The following is a 19283-nucleotide window of genomic DNA, read 5'->3' on the forward strand; positions in this document are numbered from 1 at the left end:
GAACATATCGACAGTCTCTGCCGTCGCAAAGCCCATTGGAGGTGCCATTTCGCATGCGTGACCACGCCGTCAACCCCGTCATCGCCGAGCTGTGCGAACGCATCGAGCGGCTGGAGGGTGGGGTGATTCGGACACGCGCGGTGCTTCCCTTTGGTGTTCCGGCGATCGACGGCCGGCTGCCGGGAGGAGGGCTGGTCCTCGGCGCCCTGCATGAAGTCGCCGGCGGCGGCAACGGCGCGATCGACGGCGCCGCCGCCGCGCTGTTCGCCGCCGGCGTCGCAGCGCGCACCAAGGGCAAGGTACTCTGGTGCATGACCCGGGCCGATCTCTTCGCGCCGGCGCTGGCTCAGGTCGGCTTGCTCCCCGGCCGCGTCATCTATGTCGAGGCCGGCGACGAGAAGGCGCTGCTTTCCTGCATCGAGGAGGGGCTACGGCATGGCGGCCTGGGCGCTGTCGTGGGCGAGCTCGCGCGGCTTTCGATGGTCGCCTCGCGCCGCCTACAGCTGGCGGCCGAGGGCTCGGGCACGATCGGCATCGCCATTCGCCGCTGGCGTCGGCAGACCGAGGCGTCCGACTTCGGGCAACCGACGGCCTCAGTGACCCGCTGGAGGGTGTCGGTGCTGCCGTCCACGCCCCTGCCGGTGCCCGGTATCGGCCGCGCCCGATGGCTGCTCGAACTGATCCGCGCCCGCGCGGGTGAAAGTGCTGATTTCGAAGTGGAGGCATGTGATGCCAAGGGTCGTATCGCTCTTCCTTCCCATGTGGTCGACGGATCGCCTCAGAAGGAAATTGGGCGACGCTTCGCCTCCGCCTGAGACGCCGCTCGTCCTGATCGGCCGCCAGCAGAGGCGTCGGAGCGTGGTGGCCGTCGACCGCGCCGCTGAGGCCGCGGGCCTGCGGGTCGGCATGCCGGCCACCAAGGCGCAGGCGCTGGTGTCCGGGCTTGTCGTCATGGACGCCGATCCAGCCGCCGACCTCGAGGCGCTCGAACGCCTGGTGCTCTGGGCGTTGCAGCGTTATGCGCCGATCGTTGCCGCCGATCCGCCGGACGGCCTGGTAATCGACACGACCGGCGCCGATCATCTGCACGGCGGCGAGGAGCTGATGCTGTCCGGCATGGTCAATCGCTTCTTCAATTCCGGCATCACCGCGCGTGCGGCCGTCGCCGACACCTGGGGCGCGGCGCATGCCGGCGCCCGGTATCGGGCCGCTCCCACGCTTGTCGTTCCGTCAGGTGGGCACGTCGATCTCTTGCATGGCCTCCCAATCGCGGCGTTGCGCCTCGACAATGCCGTCACGGATGCTCTTCGGGTTCTCGGCTTCAAGACGATCGGAGACGTCGCGAGCCAGCCGCGGGCGCCACTGGCACTTCGGTTCGGACCGGAGCTCGGCCGCCGGATCGACCAGGCCATGGGACGGGTTGCCGAACCCATCGATCCGCTGCGTACGCCCGATCTCATCGAAGTCCGTCGCGCTTTCGGCGAGCCGATCGGCGCCGCCGAGACGATCGCACGCTACACGGCCAGACTGGTCGATCAGCTCTGTCGGGCGCTTGAGGAAAGGGCCCTCGGCGCTCGCCGCGTCGATCTCCTGTTTCAACGGGTCGACAACACCTACCAAGCAATCCGAGCCGGCACCGCCACGCCGGTTCGTGACGTGAAACGGCTCACGCGTCTCCTCACCGACCGGATCGAGACCATCGATCCCGGCTTTGGGATCGAGATCATGTCGCTGACGGCAACCATCGCCGAGCCACTGGTTGCGCGCCAGGTCATCTCCTCTCTGATCGAAGAACCGGAGGCCGATGTGTCCGGGTTGATCGATATAATCGGCAACCGCATTGGCGAACGGCGGCTTTTTCGTGTCGCGCCGGTCGCCAGCGATGTGCCCGAGCGCTCCGCCATGCGGGTGGCGCCGATGACCCCGGACAAGGGCGAGACCTGGCCGAGCCATTGGCCGCGCCCCGCCCGGCTGTTGCCGCATCCCGAGCCGATCGAGACCATGGCGCTGCTGCCGGATCACCCACCGGTCAATTTCACCTGGCGCGGCGTGCGCCGGCGCGTCCGGCGCGCCGATGGCCCCGAGCGCGTGTTCGGCGAATGGTGGAAGCGCGACGCGGAGCTCGCAGCAGTGCGCGATTATTTCCAGGTCGAGGACGATGCCGGCGAGCGGTACTGGATTTTTCGCGCCGGCGACGGCGAGCACGGAGAGACCGGCAGCCAGAAATGGTTCCTGCACGGGATATTCGGATGACGGAAAACCCATGCTATGCCGAGCTGCAGGTAACCTCGCATTTTTCCTTCCTACGGGGCGCCTCTTCCTGTGAGGAATTGTTCGCGCAGGCCGCCGAACTCGGCATCGAAGCGCTGGCGGTCGTCGATCGCAATTCGCTCGCCGGCATTGTCCGCGCGCACCAGGCGGCCAAGGACACCGGTATCCGTCTGATCGTCGGCTGTCGCCTCGATCTGACCGACGGTATTTCCGTGCTGGTCTACCCGACCGACCGGCCGGCCTATGCGCGTCTCTGCCGCCTGTTGTCGCTCGGCAAGAAGCGTGCCGGCAAGGCGAAATGCCAGCTTGGCTGGGCCGATCTCGTCGCCTACGGCGAGGGAATGATCGCCGTCCTCATTCCGGATGAAGCCGACGAGGCCTGCGCACTCAGCCTGCGGCGGCTGCGCGAAGCCTTCGGTTACCGTGGCTATCTGGCGCTCACACTCCGCCGCCGGCCGAATGACCAGTTGCGGCTCCATGAGCTGTCGAATATGGCGGCCGCCGCCCGCGTGTCGACCGTCGTCACCAACGACGTGCTGTTTCATGTGCCGGAGCGGCGCATCCTGCAGGATGTCGTCACCTGTATTCGTCACAATATCACCATCGATGATGCGGGGTTTCGAAGGGAACGGCACGCCGACCGCTATCTGAAGCCGCCGGCGGAGATGGCGCGGCTCTTTAATCGTTATCCGGAGGCGCTTGCACGCACTGTCGAGATCATGGAGCGCTGCCGCTTCTCGCTCGACGAACTGGCCTATCAATATCCGGAGGAACGCTCGCATCCGGAACTCACGCCACAGCAGACGCTCGAACAGCTCACCTGGGAGGGGGCGGCGGAGCGTTACCCCGAAGGCTTGCCGGAAAAGGTGAGGGGAAACATCGAGCACGAACTGCGGCTGATTGAGAAGCTGCAATATGCGCCTTATTTCCTGACGGTGAATTCGATCGTCCGGTTTGCCCGCTCACGCGATATCCTCTGCCAGGGCAGGGGATCGGCTGCCAACTCCGCGGTCTGCTATGTGCTCGGTGTCACCTCGATCGATCCCGACCGCAACGATCTGCTCTTCGAGCGCTTCGTCTCCGAGGAGCGGCGTGAACCGCCGGACATCGATGTCGATTTCGAACACGAGCGACGCGAGATCGTCATGCAATGGGTGTTCGAGACCTATGGCCGCGATCATGCCGCGCTCTGCTCGACCGTCATTCGCTATCGCTCGAAGGGTGCCGTGCGAGATGTCGGCAAGGCATTGGGCCTGCCGGAGGATATGACCAAGATGCTCTCGTCCGGAGTCTGGGGCTGGGGCGAGGACGTCGGCGAAAAGCACGCCGAAGAGCTCAATCTCAATCTCGGTGACCGGCGCCTGCGCCTGACTTTGGATCTTGCCCGCCAGCTGATGGGTGCGCCTCGTCACCTGTCCCAGCATCCCGGCGGATTCGTGCTTACCCGCGACCGCCTCGACGAACTGGTGCCGATCGAGCCTGCGGCGATGGCCGATCGGCAGGTGATCGAATGGGACAAGGACGATATCGACATCCTGAAATTCATGAAGGTCGATTGCCTGGCGCTGGGCATGCTCTCCTGCATGAAGCGCGGTTTCGATCTTTTGGCCGAGCACAAGGGCATCGATCTCGATCTCGCGACGATCCCGGCCGAGGATCCGCGCACTTATGCGATGATCAGGAAGGCCGACACGCTCGGCACGTTCCAGATCGAGAGCCGGGCACAGATGTCGATGTTGCCGCGGATCAAGCCGCGCACCTTCTATGATCTGGTCATCGAGGTGGCGATCGTCCGTCCCGGCCCGATCCAGGGCGATATGGTGCATCCCTACCTCCGGCGCCGGGAAGGTAAGGAGACGGTCGACTATCCCAAGCCGGAGCTTGAAAAGGTGCTCGGCAAGACGCTCGGCGTGCCCCTCTTCCAGGAGCAGGCGATGCGGGTGGCGATCGAATGCGCCGGCTTTACCGCTGGCGAGGCCGATCAGCTGCGGCGCGCCATGGCGACCTTCAAGCATACCGGTGGCGTGTCGAAGTTCGGACAGAAGCTGATTTCAGGCATGGTGGCGAACGGCTATGAGCCGGAATTCGCGGAAAAGACCTTCAAGCAACTCGAGGGATTTGGCAGCTACGGCTTTCCGGAAAGCCATGCCGCTTCCTTCGCATTGATCGCCTATGCCTCCTCCTGGCTGAAATGCTGGCACCCGGACGTCTTCTGCTGTGCGCTGCTCAATGCCCAGCCGATGGGATTTTATGCGCCGGCGCAGATCGTGCGCGATGCCCGCAATCACGGTGTCGAGGTGCGCCCCGTCTGCGTCAATGCAAGCCGCTGGGATTGCACGCTCGAGCCGACGGAGGACGACGGCCGCTTGGCGGTGCGCCTCGGCATGCGCATGGTCAAGGGTCTCGCCAACGCCGATGCCGCGGCGATTGTCGCAACGCGGGCCGACCGGCCGTTCGCCTCGGTCGATGATCTCTGGCGCCGCGCCGGCGTTCCTGCAGCCTCGCTCGTTGAGCTCGCCGAAGCCGATGCCTTCCAGCCATCGCTTGGTCTCGCCCGGCGCGAGGCACTCTGGGCCATCAAGGCGCTGCGAGACGAACCGTTGCCACTGTTTGCCGCGGCGTCGGCGCGGGACGAAACCACCGTCGCTGAAATCAACGAGCCGGTCGTAGAGCTGCAGCCCATGACGTCAGGCGGTGAAGTGGTCGCTGACTATAGCCATGTCGGGCTGACCCTGCGTGATCATCCGCTGTCGTTCCTGCGCGCGGATCTCGCCGGTCGTCGCATCGTCACCTGCGCCGAGGCAATGCAGGCCCGCGACGGTAAATGGCTGGAAGCGGCCGGCCTGGCGCTCGTTCGCCAGCGTCCGGGTTCGGCCAAGGGCGTGCTCTTCATTACCATCGAGGATGAAACCGGGATCGCCAATCTCGTGGTCTGGGCAAAAGTCTTCGAGAAATACCGCCGTGTCGTGCTTGGCGCCGGCATGCTCGGCGTCTATGGCCGCATCCAGCGCGAGGGAGACGTGGTTCATCTGGTCGCGCACCGCCTGGCCGACCTCTCGGGGGAATTGGCGAGCGTTGGCGAGCGAGATGCCGCATTTCCGCTGCCGCATGGACGCGGCGATGAGTTTCATCATGGGGCGCCAAGGCCCGATCCGCGCGGGATGCCGAAGGCGCCGCGGCCGCGCGATATTGTCGATCCTTACCTGCATTTGGACGAGATCAGGGTGAAGACGCGGGATTTCAGGTAGAGTGAAATTGGAGGATCGCCGGCTCGTTCTCATCAAGGCGATAAGGAATGAACGCTGGCCCTCGCTGCTTGCGGACTGTCCGGTTTTGGCTCGGGCTTGCGACAAGACGACCCGGTCGGTGACAGGGCGGTCAGTAGCGAGCAAAAGGCCGCTTGCGGCGGCCTTCCGCGTTCTTGAGCGCTATTGCTTCATTCAGCCAGCGGCCTTGATGCTCGTATTGCAAAGGCTCCAATAGCCGCCGCCCTTCTGGATCCACTTCAGATCTCCAAGCGTGCCGGCATCTTTGGCCGAATGATAGGCATCGACGCAGGTATGGAGGCGAGCCTTTGCAGGCGTCTCGCTCGAATATTTCTTGTCGATCGCCTTCGGGAACTTGACACTCTTCGGCGCCGCGGTTGTAGCCTTTTCAGGTTCTTTTTCCGATGTTTTGGCGACGTCCGCCTCGTCCTCCTTATCGGCGGCAGCAGCATCCGCGCCACAGAATTTGGCGCGGAAATCGTTCCACTTCGTGTCTTTGGCGGAGCCGTCAGCTTTGGCGGCCTGATATTTTGTGCTGCATTCCTTCATCGTCAGCGCGTGCGCCGGCGTCGACATGATAAATGCAGCAAGCAACGATCCGGCAGCGGAGAGAAGCAATTTGTGCGACATGTGATTGGCCTCGGTCGATGATGTTGACGTTACAATCCTCTCTTCCGCCTGAGCTATGGGGCCGATGACGGAAGGGCTCCATTGGGGCTCCTGCTCAATGAACCTCCGATGAACAGTCGTCCTGACAAATCATCGCAGCCACCCCCGCGCTCGCGGGCGGCCCAGCAAGGTCTGAACGTCGACGTAAGCCTATTGGATAGATGTTCGCCTTGCCCTAACACAGTTACAATCTTCGCGCGAAATGATGGGGATGGGCGGGATGCGTCGCGGTTATCGAAATCCGCAGAAGAAATCGGTGCTGCTCAGGGCACCGGGCTTGCTCATCGGCGCGCTCGCGTTTGGTGCGGCCGGCGGCTGGACTGCAAGCGATTTGCTGGCCTCATGGAGCGCTTCAGGCGGCTCCGGGCAATCGTGCCGGATCAAGGGTAACATCTCCATCGACACGGGCGAACGCATCTTCCACGTGCCGGGGCAGCGATACTACGCACAAACGAAGATCAGTCCCGAGTATGGAGAACGTTGGTTCTGCTCGCAAGCCGAAGCTTGGGCGGCAGGTTGGCGGAAATCGAAATCGTAATGGAGGATCCTTTATGGCGCCGCGTGCTTGCGGGGCCACTGCCTGACTGGTTGCCATAGTGTTCACGTTCTGGCCTAAGAAGATCGCATAATGGATCGAACGGAGCTCGCCAGGCAGGTCAACAAAGAAGATAGGTGCGGTGCGTTATTCGAATCCGTTCAAGGCGCGGCACCAGCCAATAGCCTTCTCACTGCTTTAGAGCGTTCAACAGCTTCAGGACGGGCATAGGACTCTCGCCGATCCAACCAGCTGTATCCCTCACTTCAGATCAAGCCCAGCGTCCACCGCTGAGGGACCAAATACGCTAATTGAGAACAAACCAAGTGACGAATGCGAGAGCAGATAGGCTTCATCGAGAGAGAGAGCGGCTCGATGGCGGCCGTGTATTCGGCAAAGATCTCTCGGATTTGCTGCGACACCGCCATGTAGACGTCGAAGCGCGGCGGCACGAAGATCAGGTCCGGGCATTTCCGCTTGGCGGTGACCGACGGCATGGCCGAGTGAACGCCGTACGCTCGTGCTTCGTAGCTCGCCGCCGCCACTACGCCGCGGGCGGCCGATCCGCCAACGGCAATTGGCTTGCCGCGCAATTCCGGATTATCGCGCTGCTCGACCGACGCATAAAAACGCGTCCATGTCGATGTGGACGATCTTGCGCGGCCGCTCGTGACCGTCATCGTAGGGCATCGGGCTTTATTGCTGCTTCCTTGACGCTTTACCTTCCATTACAATCCCTTCCGCACATAGAGGAGTTCCGCCATGAGCGAAGATGCCTTCGGCATGTCGATCCGCAGTTCCTGAAGGAAGTCGGCGTCACGTCGCAGCGCAAGATCGAGGAAACGGTGCGCAAGGGGCAGGTCGGCGGCAAGACGTTGAAGGTCCGCATGACGCTAACGGCGGAAGGCACCGGCCCCAACCACGTGCTGGACGGCGAGATCGAACTTCCGTAAGCCGGGTAAAGCGATCGTGCGAACCGTCCCGCTGCCCCGAGTTCATTGTCCACGTCCGCGCGTAATCGAAGCATGGCCGCTCTGGGCCGACATTGACACCCTCCGAACCTAGAGCGCGGTCTTCGGATGGTCCGTAACTTCGAACTGTACTGGTCGCTGTTTTCTTCTGGATGATCGTGGCTCAGTCTCGGATGGAGCTTCCCGACCAGAGGTCTTCAACCCTCAGCTTGACGAGATCACAGGCGGGGAGCTTGCTGTCGATTGCTAGATTGAAAAGCGCCAACACCCGGATAGCCCCACTCATCTCAAGACGGACACGGACGAGCATACATTTTGGCTGAAGTGGTCGCTTCTGACCACCTAGAATTCCCTTGTTCCACGGATAGCGGGTACGCAGCACAGCAGTGTGCGTGACGGGCCTCCGCCGCTCCGCCCCACCTCGTCACCCGGAAAGGGTGGACCTACAGTATCACGGTTTGTCGCTTCTCGACCCGAATTGGTCATCGGTAATGGTGCAAACCCATCTAGTGGTGCGTCGCAAGCGATAGGTCGGTGGTCTGGAGTGTCATGGCATTGGTTGAGACCATTTTAACTCCGTTGCAAGACATTATGAAAACAAAACAATGCGTGGGAGATGCCGTTTGAAAAACGCAATTTTGGTTTTCGCTGGATTGTCGATCAGTTGTTCGACAGCAGTGGCTCAGGAACCGCAGCTCCATCCAATGCTGAGCAGAGAGCAGTTTCTGTCCTACGCCGCAGGCGCGGTCGTTGCAGGCATGTACTGCGGGAAATTCGAGCTGAATGCCGATTTCTTCTTGGGATACGAATACGCTACCGGAGTTTATCCGCCCCTCGATCCCGATTTCCGGCCTGAGATGGCGCGGGTTGAGAAGGAGGCCAAAAGCGATCTCGATAGCTACTGTAAGATGGCACGACTGATGTTCTACAAGGGCAACAAACCTAAGCCATTGGCAGCCCCCCTTCTGGTCGACAAGCAGTGACAGCACCTTTCCTCGATTAGCTTTAATCAAGCAATTGGCGCAATTGTCATGATGCGTCCCAGCCCAACGCGGTCATCGACTTTGGACCCAATCCAGATGCCACCAATAATGAGGGCGTCGTACCCCGGGCCGGGGCGACTCACCGGAGTCCATTGCCGGGCGGATGAGGGCCAAAGTATACGCGCTCATCATCTAAAATCCGTTTCCGCGTCACCGGACGCTTACGGAGAGCTTACGTTTGCTAGCTAAGGGTATTACCAAGATTGAAAACGGGCCGCTTGGCCGTATGGTTGTTGGAGGATCTGCCCGATTCGAGCTCATGCCGTCCGAGGTTTTCAGTGCTAGCCGACTCATACGAACTTACGCGAACCGCCCTACGAAGCCCCCGCCTTCAGAAAGTTGGAGGAAAAGGCGGAATCGAAGGCGATTTTTTCATTCCTGCCTATCAACGAGGTTACCGCTGGGGGGGCCATGAAGTTGAAGCTCTGCTCAGCGACATTTACGCTGACGGCAGCCGCGCGCCAACGGACAATTACTGTCTGCAGCCCGTAGTGGTAAAACGGCGTGCTGGCGAAGGAGCCTACGAGCTCATCGACGGCCAGCAACGTCTAACGACGCTTTATTTGATCTACCGCTATCTCAACACCGAAGTCGGGGTGGAATCAGGTCACCGGTTTTCCCTGATGTACGAAACGCGGCCAGCCAGTCAGGATTATTTGCGGTCTCTCGACGCTGAGCGCAGGAACGACAACATCGATTTCTACCATATGCACGAAGCCTACGAGTGCATCAGAGGATGGTTCGCGGAGACGGCGGCTCGCCTTGGTACGCCCTCTAAACTCCTTGCGTTCAAGGTCCTAGATTATCTCGAAAACCTAGTTTACGTCATCTGGTACGAACCCGATAACATAGATGCGACCACTCTCTTCATTCGCCTGAACGTCGGACGTATTCCCCTTACCAATGCAGAACTGGTCAAAGCGCTGCTGCTTTCGAAGGATCTCGACGCCCACAATTTTCAGCGGCGTGTAGAAATCGGGTCGCAATGGGACGCTATAGAACAGGACCTTCAGCAGCCGGAGTTCTGGGCTTTCCTCAGCAATAGCGATGGTGCGGACTACCCGACTCGCATCGAACTTCTGTTCGATCTGATGGCGAAGCGCCGGCCAGATGAGAAAGACCGCTTCTTTACGTTCCTGCATTTCAAGAACGCATTGGACGGGCGCGTCAAAGCGAACTCATCAAGCGTGTGGGCGACGATCGTCCAGTGTTACCAAGTCCTCCGAGAATGGTTCGAGGACCGTGATCTCTATCACAAGCTGGGCTATCTGATAACGACCGGAACCTCTCTGCGCCAGCTGCTGTATCTTTCGGAGCTGGAGAAGACAAAGTCGGCCTTCGGCCGCGCCGTCGATCAATTGATAATCTGTTCGGTCGGACTGTCTTCGGCAGACGTCATGGAGCTGAACTATGACACCGGTTCCCGGAAATGCGAAAATGTACTGCTCCTGTTCAATGTCGAGACCGTAAGGCGGCTCAAGCATTCGACCGAGCGATATCCTTTCCACGCTCATAAGACCGAGAAGTGGTCTTTGGAACACATTCATGCTCAAAATGCCGAATTGCTGACTACCGCCGAGGAATGGCGTCATTGGCTAATGGATGGCAAAGCGGCTTTGGAGAAGGTGCGCTTTGACGACCAAGGTCAGGATACCGAAAGAAAAAACGTTATTTCTGAAGTGGAGAAAGCGCTGTCCGCTCAACTGACCGAAAGCAGATTCACAAGGCTTTCGCGGAGGGTGACCGCTCTGCTCAGCCCGGAGGGTGATGACGACTCGATCCACGGAATCGCCAACCTCGCTCTTCTTTCCAGGCCCATCAACAGCAGTCTCGGCAACCGAGCATTCGCCGTGAAAAGATTGAAAGTTGTTGATCATGACCGCAAAGGAGCGTTCATACCGATCTGCACCAGGCAGGTTTTTCTAAAGTATTACGTCGACGCGGGAAGTGAACAGATGCACTTGTGGAGCCGGGACGATCGGCAAAGTTATCTGGAGGCATTGATCTCGAAGGATCGCGGCATAGGACAGTATCTGGTTGGTGCGCAATGACGAAAACCTCGTTCCGCAATATGCTTCGTTCTTCAGATATCGCGACCATTGAAATTCCTATAATCCAGCGAGACTTCGCGCAGGGACGGCAGAACATCGAGGTCAAGCGGATACGACGATCTTTCCTAGATGTTCTCAAGCAGGCACTGACAGGTGATGAAGAAATCAGCTTGGACTTCGTTTACGGAGACACCAAGGATGGGCGCTTCATTCCGCTCGACGGGCAACAGCGACTGACATCGCTGTACTTGTTGCATTGGTATTTGGCAGTCCGCTGTCGTGTCTCCGATGAAGAGCGGGATTTCATCAAGCGATTTACCTATCACACACGCTTTTCGTCTCGCGACTTCTGCGCGAAGCTCGCGACGATCTGCCCCGGAGTGAACGACCATCGGATCTCTGAATGGCTTCAGGACCAGCATTGGTTCGCGGGTTCGTGGAGGAAGGATCCCACGATTCAGTCCATGCTGGTGGTACTTGACGATATCCAGGCATTGTTCGCCGAAGTCGGTGATGAAGCCTGCCATATCGCATGGAACCGCCTGACGTCCGAGGTCAACCCGAGCATCACGTTCGAAATTCTCTCGCTAGAGGAGATGGGACTTACTGATGAGCTCTACATCAAGATGAATTCGCGCGGGAAGCCGCTCACGGAATTCGAGCATTTTAAGGCGCAATTCGAGCAGGTGTTGAAAGAGTTCGAAGAAGCGTTGCCTGCGACTAGCGAGCAAGCCGGCCGTTATGCGAAATTCGCTCGTAAGATCGATCAGGACTGGGCGGATCTGATCTGGCCTTTTCGAGGTGCGAACGACAATGCCGACGAAGAATTCTTGCGCCTTTTTAGGTTCATTACCGATATCACGATTTGGCGTCATGGGCTTGAAGCTCGTCCCGCGGACGAGGACCTGGAAACGACTGCCAAGGCCATCTACGGAGGCCCGGAAACGGAAGTCGCGCTCGCTGCCCAGAAGCGCCTGTTCTCAGTATTGGACGGCCTCCATGCGGAGTTCGCTTTCGCAACGACGATGGGGGACATCGATAACTGGTTTCGAACGCTGTTCGCGAATGACGAGCACAGAGCGGGCACCGTCACTATCTTCGGCGACGTCAATCTCCTAGACGATTGCTGCAGAAGCTACGGGCTAAGCCAGGGGCGCAACCGAGCCTTCAGCTTGTCGAGAACCCTCTTGCTTCATGCGGTCGTCGAGTACATCGTCTCTGATATTAGGCCTTCGTGGGATGAAATAAGCGAGAGGATGCGTTGCCTGCGGAACGTAATCTTCGCGTCCCAAAACGAAATCCGCGTCGAGATTTTCCCCGCGCTTCTCGATGAAGTCTCTGACTACATTGTCAGCGGAGATCTAGCGGCGCTAAAGAGCTTCAATCGAGCGCAGGTCGAGGAAGAAGTCGCAAAATCGTCTTTTCTGTTGGCGAACCGATCGGTCGAACTGGACGAGTCAATGTACCGGCTTGAGGATCACGATCTTCTCCGCGGCAATCTCGCAATGTTCGACTTGAATGTGGACGAACGGGTGTTCATTCGACGCGCCCGCGCGTTCGACGCTATTTTTTCGGGAAAAACGTCGTACGAGGAGATATCGCAAGCACTGTTGGCGTGCGGTGACTACTCACAGAAGATTGCTGGCGACCGTTTTCAATTCGCGAGTCCATCGCTTCCGAGCGTCTGGCGCGACCTCTTCGTCGCGCGGAGCAGACCGGGAGTCGATAATACCAAGGCTACGCTTACGAAGCTGTTAGACGGAGTTCACGACAAAGGCCTCGTGGATGTCGAAGCGACCCTTCGCCAGATCTCGGAAGATTATCTGCGAGAGGCTGTGGCGTCGAAGAAATACGACTGGCGATACTACATGACGAAATATCCGGCAATGCGCTCGGGGAAGAGCGGCATCTTCATTTCGTCGAGCTACGAGATGGGCTTCGACCTTTGCATGATGGAGCAAACGCGGCTGAGCAGTTACTACTCCGACCCCTATGTCCGCGCAGTCCTGGAACTGGCTGGGGTGTCGCATGACCAACACTTTGCCGTCTGGCATTACGGTTACGCCGGGTATGAAGCGGATAGTCGCTGGAGTCTTTACTCGTCTAACAACCGGCACTTCCTGCGGGTTACGCAAGCGGGTTTCGAGATCAAATCCGGTCGTAAGTCGAGGATCCAGACGATCTTGGACGGGCACGGTGTTGACGGCGACGGGAGTCTGAACGTTCGCCAATCCACTATCGCTGGTATCGTGTTCGACAGAAAGGACCGCGTTGTGATAGCGGCCGATTTAGTCAGAGAAATAGTCAAAGGCGTAGACTAGACTCGGTGCGAGAGCCGTAACGACAATGTGTCTGTACGAGCGGCGAGACCTTTGGGACACCAGAGTTGCCGGCTTCTATAGAACGTAGCTTGTTCAATAGGTTGGGTGATATAGTGTGGGGGTTTTGAGTTCGAATCCCATCAAGACCTTCATTTGACGATGAAACGGTTTATCCGCTGATGTTGCGTGCAACTAATCTCCTGAATAGCGTAAACCGCGCATCCTTCGACTTCGGCCGTAGAAGTTGGCTAAGGTTACCAATCTTCCGAGCCCCCCAACATCAGCCCTGCTTCGGTGATGAACGGGCAGGGCCGATTACGCCTGTCGGAGAAATCGGATGCGACAAGCAAAACTTTTTTTGCACGAGTGATGCCCACATAGAACAGTCGCCGCGCTTCATCGTACTGCTCTTGGGTGGTGCTCGAAAAATGAGGAAGGTGGCCGTAGTTCATGCTGATCAATGCGACCGCATCGAATTCGCGACCCTTAGAGTTGTGCATCGTAATCAACTTGAGAGCTTTTTCCGGGTTGGCAAACAGCCCCATGTCAGAAATAGCGAGGTTTTCAAGGTCCACGCGATTTGCCCGCATGTCCCGAACCATCTCATCCGCTGACGCTTCAAGGAGCGCTGTCGGCGGGGCCGGGACCCAGCCGTCAGTATACAGCTGCTCCGCGATTTCAGCCGCGATTTGATAAAGCCAAGCCTTTCCACCAGGATGAGCCGTCGCGCAAGCTCGTGCGCGATAGATCAATGCCAGTGCGGTCCGACGTCCCGCATAGCTGAAGACGTCAAACCGCGTCGCGCCCGTGATGTCGCCTATAAGCCTGAAGAGCGCTTTCTCAACGCCTGGAAGGCCGAGAAAATGCTCCGACTCGGCACAGGCCCCAAGTTGTTCGGCCAAGCCGGCGAGCAGGCGTCGTCGTCTATATGGCCTCGCACCCGGCCCGAAAACAGGGATATCAAACTCCCTTAACGCACGCGCTACGGGTATGAGGTGCGTCCACCACGGCGCGAGAACGGCCGCGTTTCCGAGCTCGATACCTTCGTCCTGCAGCATAGGCAGAAAATGCTCGGTGATTGCGTTGAGGGGTTGGGAGACATGAACGTAGGTAACCTTGGCATCAAAATCCTTCGCTTTTCCTTCCGAATGCATGCGAGGATTGGTCGCGATCAAGGTGTGCGCTGTATTGACGACGCCGGGCGCGGACCGAAAATTTGCAGTCAGCGAATAGTCTAGCTCGGCGCCAATCTCGGTCGCAAATTCTTGCGCCAAATCGGGGCGGGCACCGGCAAAGCTCATGATTGACTGGTTGTGGTCGCCGACCATAAAGAATTTCGTGGTCAGGTGGCGGTGCAGCTCGCGAAAAATCGCCAGCTGAACGTCGGTAGTGTCTTGAAACTCGTCGACCAAGAGCCATTCAAAGCGTGCCGCGATTCCTCTGGCAACAAATGGATGTTCGCGCAGAATACGGAGCGAGTAAAAAAGGATCATCGCGAAATCAAGAAAGCCGCGCGCGCGGACGAATTCCCAGTACAAAATGGCGGAATCGCGCGTCACGATACCATGCTCAAAACCGTCACCTGCCGGCTCGCCATGGACGTCGACTCGCAGAGATTCGTAATCGTCGAAGGTTCTTGCCATGGTGGCGCGACCGAAGTGGTCCTCTACCGCCTCTACGATTTGCTCGAAATCCGCGATTTCCCGTGTCAAAACCTTGAAAGTTGGCGGCAACTCAGCAACGAGCCAGCTGTAAGGCCTCAGAATGTGTTGAAGGCAGAACGAGTGGATCGTTGAAACATCGCACTTTTCAGTGCTCGTGTTCGTTCCGTAGACCCGCAGGCGCGATTCAATCTCATCCACGGCCGCATTTGTGTAGGTTATGCAACCGATAAATCGGGGGGATTTCTCGACGGTATCGGCAAGCCCAAGAAGCTTTGCGAGGATCACGCGGGTCTTGCCGCTGCCGGGGCAGGCGGCAAGCAGCAGGTGTTTTTCCACCTCGACGGCCGACTGCTGCTCCTCGGTCAGCGAGATCATTCTGAGAGCCATTCAAACGCTTGTTGGATGTATTCAGGGAGCTCGTTCGCATGATCGGCAAAACGTGCGGCGACCTGAGCGTAGCGCGCCTTGCCAAATCTCTTGGCGGTGTTCAGCACGGCTCCCCCGAGTTCCACCCGGAGCTTGACTTCATCATCGAGCTGCAGAGATCCCGAACATAGTTTGGCATAGCCGGAGGACAAGGCCTCATGAATTTTCGGTGCACCCAATGCCTCTGCGGCCGCGATGTGCATTGGCAAAAGGCCCTTGGTTGTAAGCTCGCGTTCGAAGGTCGTTGCTCCAAGAAAGACTTGAACAAAATCGTTCTCGAGCGCCATCAGGTCGGGGGCAGAGTCGTCCGGGTTGAAATCAAGCGCGGTAGCATCTGATGGAATGAGATCTGCGTCCGCCACGATCGCGCATTTCTTTTCCAAGGAGCCGTGCGCGAAAAGTTTGGCATAGACGTCGAAGTGAACACCGTGGATCGGAGTCAATGAAATGCCGACACGCTCCAGCTTTACCTTGTGCACACTTTCGATGAGAGCGGGTATCAAGAATAGCTCGGCGGCCCCTTCGACCAGCATGACCTTCCTCGCGTAGAGAAGGCTGCTTTTCGTCGAGTCTAGATAGCGCTCTAGGTCGGAAATTTCGCCGGACGTCAATTTCGCATTCAAGGCGAGATTGCCAGCCGCGATGCTGGCATCGCCTCGTTTTGTGAGCGATACGATTGTCTTGAGGGGAACCTGCGACGTCACATGGGTGCTGTGGCTCGTGAGAACCGTCTGAACGCCGATCGAGTTTAGTGCAGAGATGAGAGAATATTGAAGCTGGGGATGCAGGTGAGCCTCGGGTTCCTCGATAAGGATGAGCTGTCCTGAAGAGTTTCCGCCGGCAATGCGCCGTTTGAGATATTCGATGAGGATCGAGATATAAAGGATGTTGTTCATCCCCAAGCCGTTACGGCCTGGTTCGAACTCCTGGAGAGACGTATCCGACAGGATAAGTTTGAGATTGCGCAGGATGGCCCGAAACGTGGCCGCCGAGAGCCCTAGCTTTGCACCCATCTCGAAAGCTGGACCCGAGACGTCTTTGAAGCGCGAATCGATCGCCTGAGCTACATCGGAAATGGTTTTCGATTTCGCGATCAGATTGTTTGCTTCATCCAGGATCTGGATCAGCTCCTCCTGCTCTTCCTTTGGAATCTCGAAGGACTCGATCAGCTTGATCAATGGCGATTGACGTGGATTGCGCAAATCGCCCTCGACGTCTCGAAGGGCCGGCAGATGGATAACAAGGAACGACTGAAGATCGGCAAATCGCACTGCTTCCCCAACGCCATCTTCGTTCCACTCGAGGTCGAGGAGATCGATCGCCGGGTTTCCTCCTCCGCGGATCTCCCAGGCGTAATCGTCCAGCGTCAAGCTACCGGATTGGATAGCACCGCTCGCGAGTTGCTCGCGAACCCCAGGCTTGGGTCGGAATCGGTAAAAGATCCTCGCGCGGTCGGTGCCCGTCTTCCACGTGCTGACTAGAGCCTCTTCATTCACAATTCCCTCGAAACCTGTCAATTCGACCCCAATTAGGACCTGTGTGGGTATCGAGATATCCACATTGGCGTTGATGTCTTCTCGGAGAAGCGAGCGCAAAGTCGACGGAAGCGAAATATCAAGGCAGATCTGAATGGCCCGCAGAATTGCGGTTTTTCCGGTATTGTTCTCACCTATGATACAGCAGAGATCGTTTTCGACATTGACGTCAAGGCGTTGAAACGTCCGAAAATTCTTAATAACGATCCTTGCTACGCGCACGAGAAGTCCTGTTCCGCCGACTCAGTCCAGCAATTGATTTACCCGCGAAAAGTGTACACCGAGAAGAGCTGGTGCGCGATGCCGCTTTGCTGTAAAACGAAGCTCACATAGTGGCGCTGTTCCAGCGAGCGCGTCACACAATCCCGACGCTTTAAGCTGGTTTACAGCCCGAACCGTTTTCGCATTTCCCCCGCCTTCGCCCACTCGTCGCCGGGCATCCGGTCGATCAGTTCCTTCATTACCCTAGAAAACGCGGCCTTAAGCGTTTCTTCGGTCAGAACCTTGGCGAGATCTGTCGGAAGCAGCGGGCCCATGTCAGTGAAGAAGCCCGGATTGACGAGTTTCTGGAACATGCGCTGCTGCGCCTCGGCTCTGGAAATCGCTACCTCTCCTTTCTCAAGGTAGAGCAGAAAACACTCGACGATCCTGGCCGAGTTCAGCCCCTCGAACACTCTGAGCGCGTAGTCAAGGTCGAACAGATCGCGGCCCTTGTTGCGTTGAAGCAAGGCACGCAGCTTGGTCGCCAGCATTTCTTCCCGAGAGAAGGTCGGGATTGCAGCCGTTCCGGTGAACCACGGATTTTTGACGCCAAACGGAATCTCGATGGGTGGATCGTAAGCTTCACGCTCGCGTGTGTTGATTTCGATCTTGAGTTTTATCGGACCGGGAGAAGCCTTGTCTTCTGCTTCGACAGCGTATTTAAGTTTGGGCGCAACCGGGCTTTGATCGAAACGCGGCTTGCCTAGCCACGAATCGAGAACGTCCTGCAGATGCTCCAGTAACGGTCGGATAGGGCCGGCAGTCGTCCTCACAAGGTCGATGTCTTCCGAATAGCGCAGCGGCTTGGGGAAGTGCAGCTTGTTGAGCGCAGTGCCGCCGCGGAAGCGCAGTTCGTCACGCAGGAACGGATCGGAGAAGATGGCGACAATCGCGCGGCTGATTATGAGATCCTGCTCGACTTGCCGTTGACTTGCCCACGGCACCACACCATTCCAGGCGGTGATGTAGTCCTGCGGTATCATTCGTCGATCTCCGGCGGTCGGCGAACGATCACACGCCAGTGCTCATCGCGTTCGGATGGCGGCGGCGACAGATCTGGATCTCCGGCCTGCTTGGGGTCGAGTTCGACCCATGGCAACGGCCCACGCGGAGATAGCGCTGCAAACATCGCTTCCGCTATCTGCGAGTGCCCCAGCCTCCCAAGTAGATGCCCGAGGCGTTGTGCGACCGCTTTCTCGAGAGCACGCGACAGGGAGGCAAGCTTTTTGGGTTGCAACTGTCCGGCAAGTTCGGAAAGCACCGTAGCAATATTGTCCAGACCAGCCCCGGAATGCGGATAGCGTACCAGGTCGAACGCCGTCAGTTCCGGCGAGGATAACTTCATATATCCCGAAGGCGTCTTGCGGTCTTCGATTCCTGCCGATACCGCTCCCATATCCTTGCGGTATGAAAACACGATCCGCGTTCGCCCAGCCTCAATATCGGGCAGGAGTTTGTTCGTGACGACCTGAAATTCCATGGAGGCCTGGTGGGAGGCGCCATAGGCGGCCGCGGCCGTCAGCAACCCCACATAGTAGGGCCGTTTTTCGTGGCGCATCAGGGCGTCGATATACCACTCCGGCGGCGGCGCTCCCATGACTGCGTGCTGAGGCGGCACAACCACATAAAAGCCGCGCCGGGGTCGGATAAGCTGGCCGCGCCGCTGCAAACGCTCGGCGGCGTCAAGGAATGCGCCCCGGCTGATGCCGATCTCCTGCTGGGCTTCATCCGCAGAAAAAACTCCCCGGCCCGCAGCAAGTAGCCCAGAAGCGTAGGAAGACAGTGTGGGTCGTTCGATTTGTATCATATCTCATTATCCGCTTTTAGCGCGGAAAACTCAATATGATGCCGCAACTGAATCATTCTCGGAAATCCGCCCTTATTGCGGAAAATGCAATATGACTCACTAGCGTAGTTGCCACCAATGCCAGCCGCGGGGTAGATGACCGCCGCCATTTTCTCGAATTTTCTCACCATTCAGATGCTCAGTTAGGCCAGAAGTAGCCATTCTAATAGGCCTGCCAACCGTGGCGATTAATCAGTCTTGAACAAGCAAACCAATCAGTCCGTGCTTGGCTCTCGATCGGCAATCCTGAAACGCGAGTTATTGTCCCGCTTATAAAAATTAGCACAAATAAATGCTGCTGGAACGACAGGGTCGGCGGTCCGAATCCGTTCAAGGCGGCCGTCTTGGAACTGCTGAGCCGTCGATTAGACTCCCGTCCAGGCGTGAGAGCTCACCGCTGCGATAGATCTGCCATCGTCGCGTC

12 protein-coding genes and 2 pseudogenes are annotated in these 19283 nt (G+C 58.4%); 8 read left to right on the forward strand and 6 right to left on the reverse strand.

Features of this window, described 5'->3' with window-relative positions:
* Positions 1–53: 53 nt before the first annotated feature.
* The 3 genes from BBJ66_RS17390 to BBJ66_RS17400 are packed head-to-tail and all read left to right on the forward strand — an operon-like array spanning position 54 to position 5519.
* A complete protein-coding gene (locus BBJ66_RS17390; RefSeq protein WP_071088568.1) occupies positions 54–815 on the forward strand; it encodes an ImuA family protein in 762 nt (253 codons plus the stop codon).
* Positions 730–2253 (forward strand): Y-family DNA polymerase, encoded by a 1524-nt coding sequence (locus BBJ66_RS17395; protein WP_071088570.1) that lies wholly within the window; start codon positions 730–732, stop codon positions 2251–2253. The genes BBJ66_RS17390 and BBJ66_RS17395 overlap by 86 nt, the downstream gene beginning before the upstream one ends.
* Entirely contained in the window at positions 2250–5519 is a 3270-nt protein-coding gene (locus tag BBJ66_RS17400) for an error-prone DNA polymerase (RefSeq protein ID WP_071088572.1), read from the forward strand. The genes BBJ66_RS17395 and BBJ66_RS17400 overlap by 4 nt, the downstream gene beginning before the upstream one ends.
* A 192-nt stretch (positions 5520–5711) precedes the next feature.
* Here BBJ66_RS17400 and BBJ66_RS17405 read toward each other — a convergent pair whose 3' ends face one another.
* On the reverse strand, positions 5712–6167 hold the full coding sequence (locus BBJ66_RS17405; RefSeq protein ID WP_071088574.1) for a hypothetical protein: 456 nt from the start codon (positions 6165–6167) through the stop codon (positions 5712–5714).
* Positions 6168–6426: 259 nt separating this feature from the next.
* On the opposite strand from BBJ66_RS17405, the gene BBJ66_RS17410 reads away from it, so the two are divergent.
* Positions 6427–6744 carry a sunset domain-containing protein gene (locus tag BBJ66_RS17410; protein ID WP_071088588.1) on the forward strand — a complete coding sequence of 106 codons (318 nt, stop codon included), beginning with the start codon at positions 6427–6429 and terminating at the stop codon, positions 6742–6744.
* A 315-nt stretch (positions 6745–7059) separates the two neighbouring features.
* Here BBJ66_RS17410 and BBJ66_RS17415 read toward each other — a convergent pair.
* Positions 7060–7431 (reverse strand): annotated as a pseudogene (locus tag BBJ66_RS17415) (Y-family DNA polymerase); the annotation flags it as partial.
* A gap of 72 nt (positions 7432–7503) precedes the next feature.
* Here BBJ66_RS17415 and BBJ66_RS17420 point away from each other — a divergent pair.
* From BBJ66_RS17420 to BBJ66_RS17440, 4 genes and pseudogenes are all read left to right on the forward strand, one after another.
* A pseudogene (locus tag BBJ66_RS17420) lies at positions 7504–7694 on the forward strand (DUF6494 family protein).
* Between the two features lie 641 nt (positions 7695–8335).
* Positions 8336–8695 carry a hypothetical protein gene (locus tag BBJ66_RS17430; protein ID WP_244511705.1) on the forward strand — a complete coding sequence of 120 codons (360 nt, stop codon included), beginning with the start codon at positions 8336–8338 and terminating at the stop codon, positions 8693–8695.
* Between the two features lie 338 nt (positions 8696–9033).
* Positions 9034–10806: a DUF262 domain-containing protein gene (locus tag BBJ66_RS17435; protein WP_071088589.1), complete on the forward strand. Its 1773-nt coding sequence runs from the start codon at positions 9034–9036 to the stop codon at positions 10804–10806.
* Positions 10803–13127 carry a DUF262 domain-containing protein gene (locus BBJ66_RS17440; RefSeq protein ID WP_071088582.1) on the forward strand — a complete coding sequence of 775 codons (2325 nt, stop codon included), beginning with the start codon at positions 10803–10805 and terminating at the stop codon, positions 13125–13127. The genes BBJ66_RS17435 and BBJ66_RS17440 overlap by 4 nt, the downstream gene beginning before the upstream one ends.
* Positions 13128–13381: 254 nt before the next feature.
* Here BBJ66_RS17440 and BBJ66_RS17445 read toward each other — a convergent pair whose 3' ends face one another.
* The 4 genes from BBJ66_RS17445 to BBJ66_RS17460 form a co-directional block, all read right to left on the reverse strand.
* Positions 13382–15166, reverse strand: coding sequence for an ATP-dependent helicase (locus tag BBJ66_RS17445; protein WP_012489405.1), 1785 nt, complete (start codon positions 15164–15166; stop codon positions 13382–13384).
* Positions 15163–16974: an ATP-dependent nuclease gene (locus tag BBJ66_RS17450; protein WP_012489406.1), complete on the reverse strand. Its 1812-nt coding sequence runs from the start codon at positions 16972–16974 to the stop codon at positions 15163–15165. Before BBJ66_RS17450 ends, BBJ66_RS17445 begins: the two co-directional genes overlap by 4 nt.
* 161 nt (positions 16975–17135) lie before the next feature.
* Entirely contained in the window at positions 17136–17996 is an 861-nt protein-coding gene (locus tag BBJ66_RS17455) for a nucleotidyl transferase AbiEii/AbiGii toxin family protein (RefSeq protein WP_012489407.1), read from the reverse strand.
* A complete protein-coding gene (locus BBJ66_RS17460) occupies positions 17993–18820 on the reverse strand; it encodes a type IV toxin-antitoxin system AbiEi family antitoxin (RefSeq protein WP_012489408.1) in 828 nt (275 codons plus the stop codon). Before BBJ66_RS17460 ends, BBJ66_RS17455 begins: the two co-directional genes overlap by 4 nt.
* Positions 18821–19283 lie beyond the last annotated feature (463 nt).

It is taken from the genome of Rhizobium sp. RSm-3, assembly GCF_001854685.1.
GTDB classification, from domain to species: domain Bacteria; phylum Pseudomonadota; class Alphaproteobacteria; order Rhizobiales; family Rhizobiaceae; genus Rhizobium; species Rhizobium ecuadorense.

Excerpts from the sequence above, each read along its gene's own strand:
- BBJ66_RS17445 (WP_012489405.1), bottom strand. The coding sequence starts at position 15,166 with ATGATCTCGCTGACCGAGGAGCAGCAGTCGGCCGTCGAGGTGGAAAAA.
- BBJ66_RS17400 (WP_071088572.1), top strand. The coding sequence starts at position 2,250 with ATGACGGAAAACCCATGCTATGCCGAGCTGCAGGTAACCTCGCATTTT.
- BBJ66_RS17410 (WP_071088588.1), top strand. The coding sequence starts at position 6,427 with ATGCGTCGCGGTTATCGAAATCCGCAGAAGAAATCGGTGCTGCTCAGG.
- BBJ66_RS17405 (WP_071088574.1), bottom strand. The coding sequence starts at position 6,167 with ATGTCGCACAAATTGCTTCTCTCCGCTGCCGGATCGTTGCTTGCTGCA.
- BBJ66_RS17390 (WP_071088568.1), top strand. The coding sequence starts at position 54 with ATGCGTGACCACGCCGTCAACCCCGTCATCGCCGAGCTGTGCGAACGC.
- BBJ66_RS17395 (WP_071088570.1), top strand. The coding sequence starts at position 730 with ATGCCAAGGGTCGTATCGCTCTTCCTTCCCATGTGGTCGACGGATCGC.
- BBJ66_RS17440 (WP_071088582.1), top strand. The coding sequence starts at position 10,803 with ATGACGAAAACCTCGTTCCGCAATATGCTTCGTTCTTCAGATATCGCG.
- BBJ66_RS17455 (WP_012489407.1), bottom strand. The coding sequence starts at position 17,996 with ATGATACCGCAGGACTACATCACCGCCTGGAATGGTGTGGTGCCGTGG.
- BBJ66_RS17460 (WP_012489408.1), bottom strand. The coding sequence starts at position 18,820 with ATGATACAAATCGAACGACCCACACTGTCTTCCTACGCTTCTGGGCTA.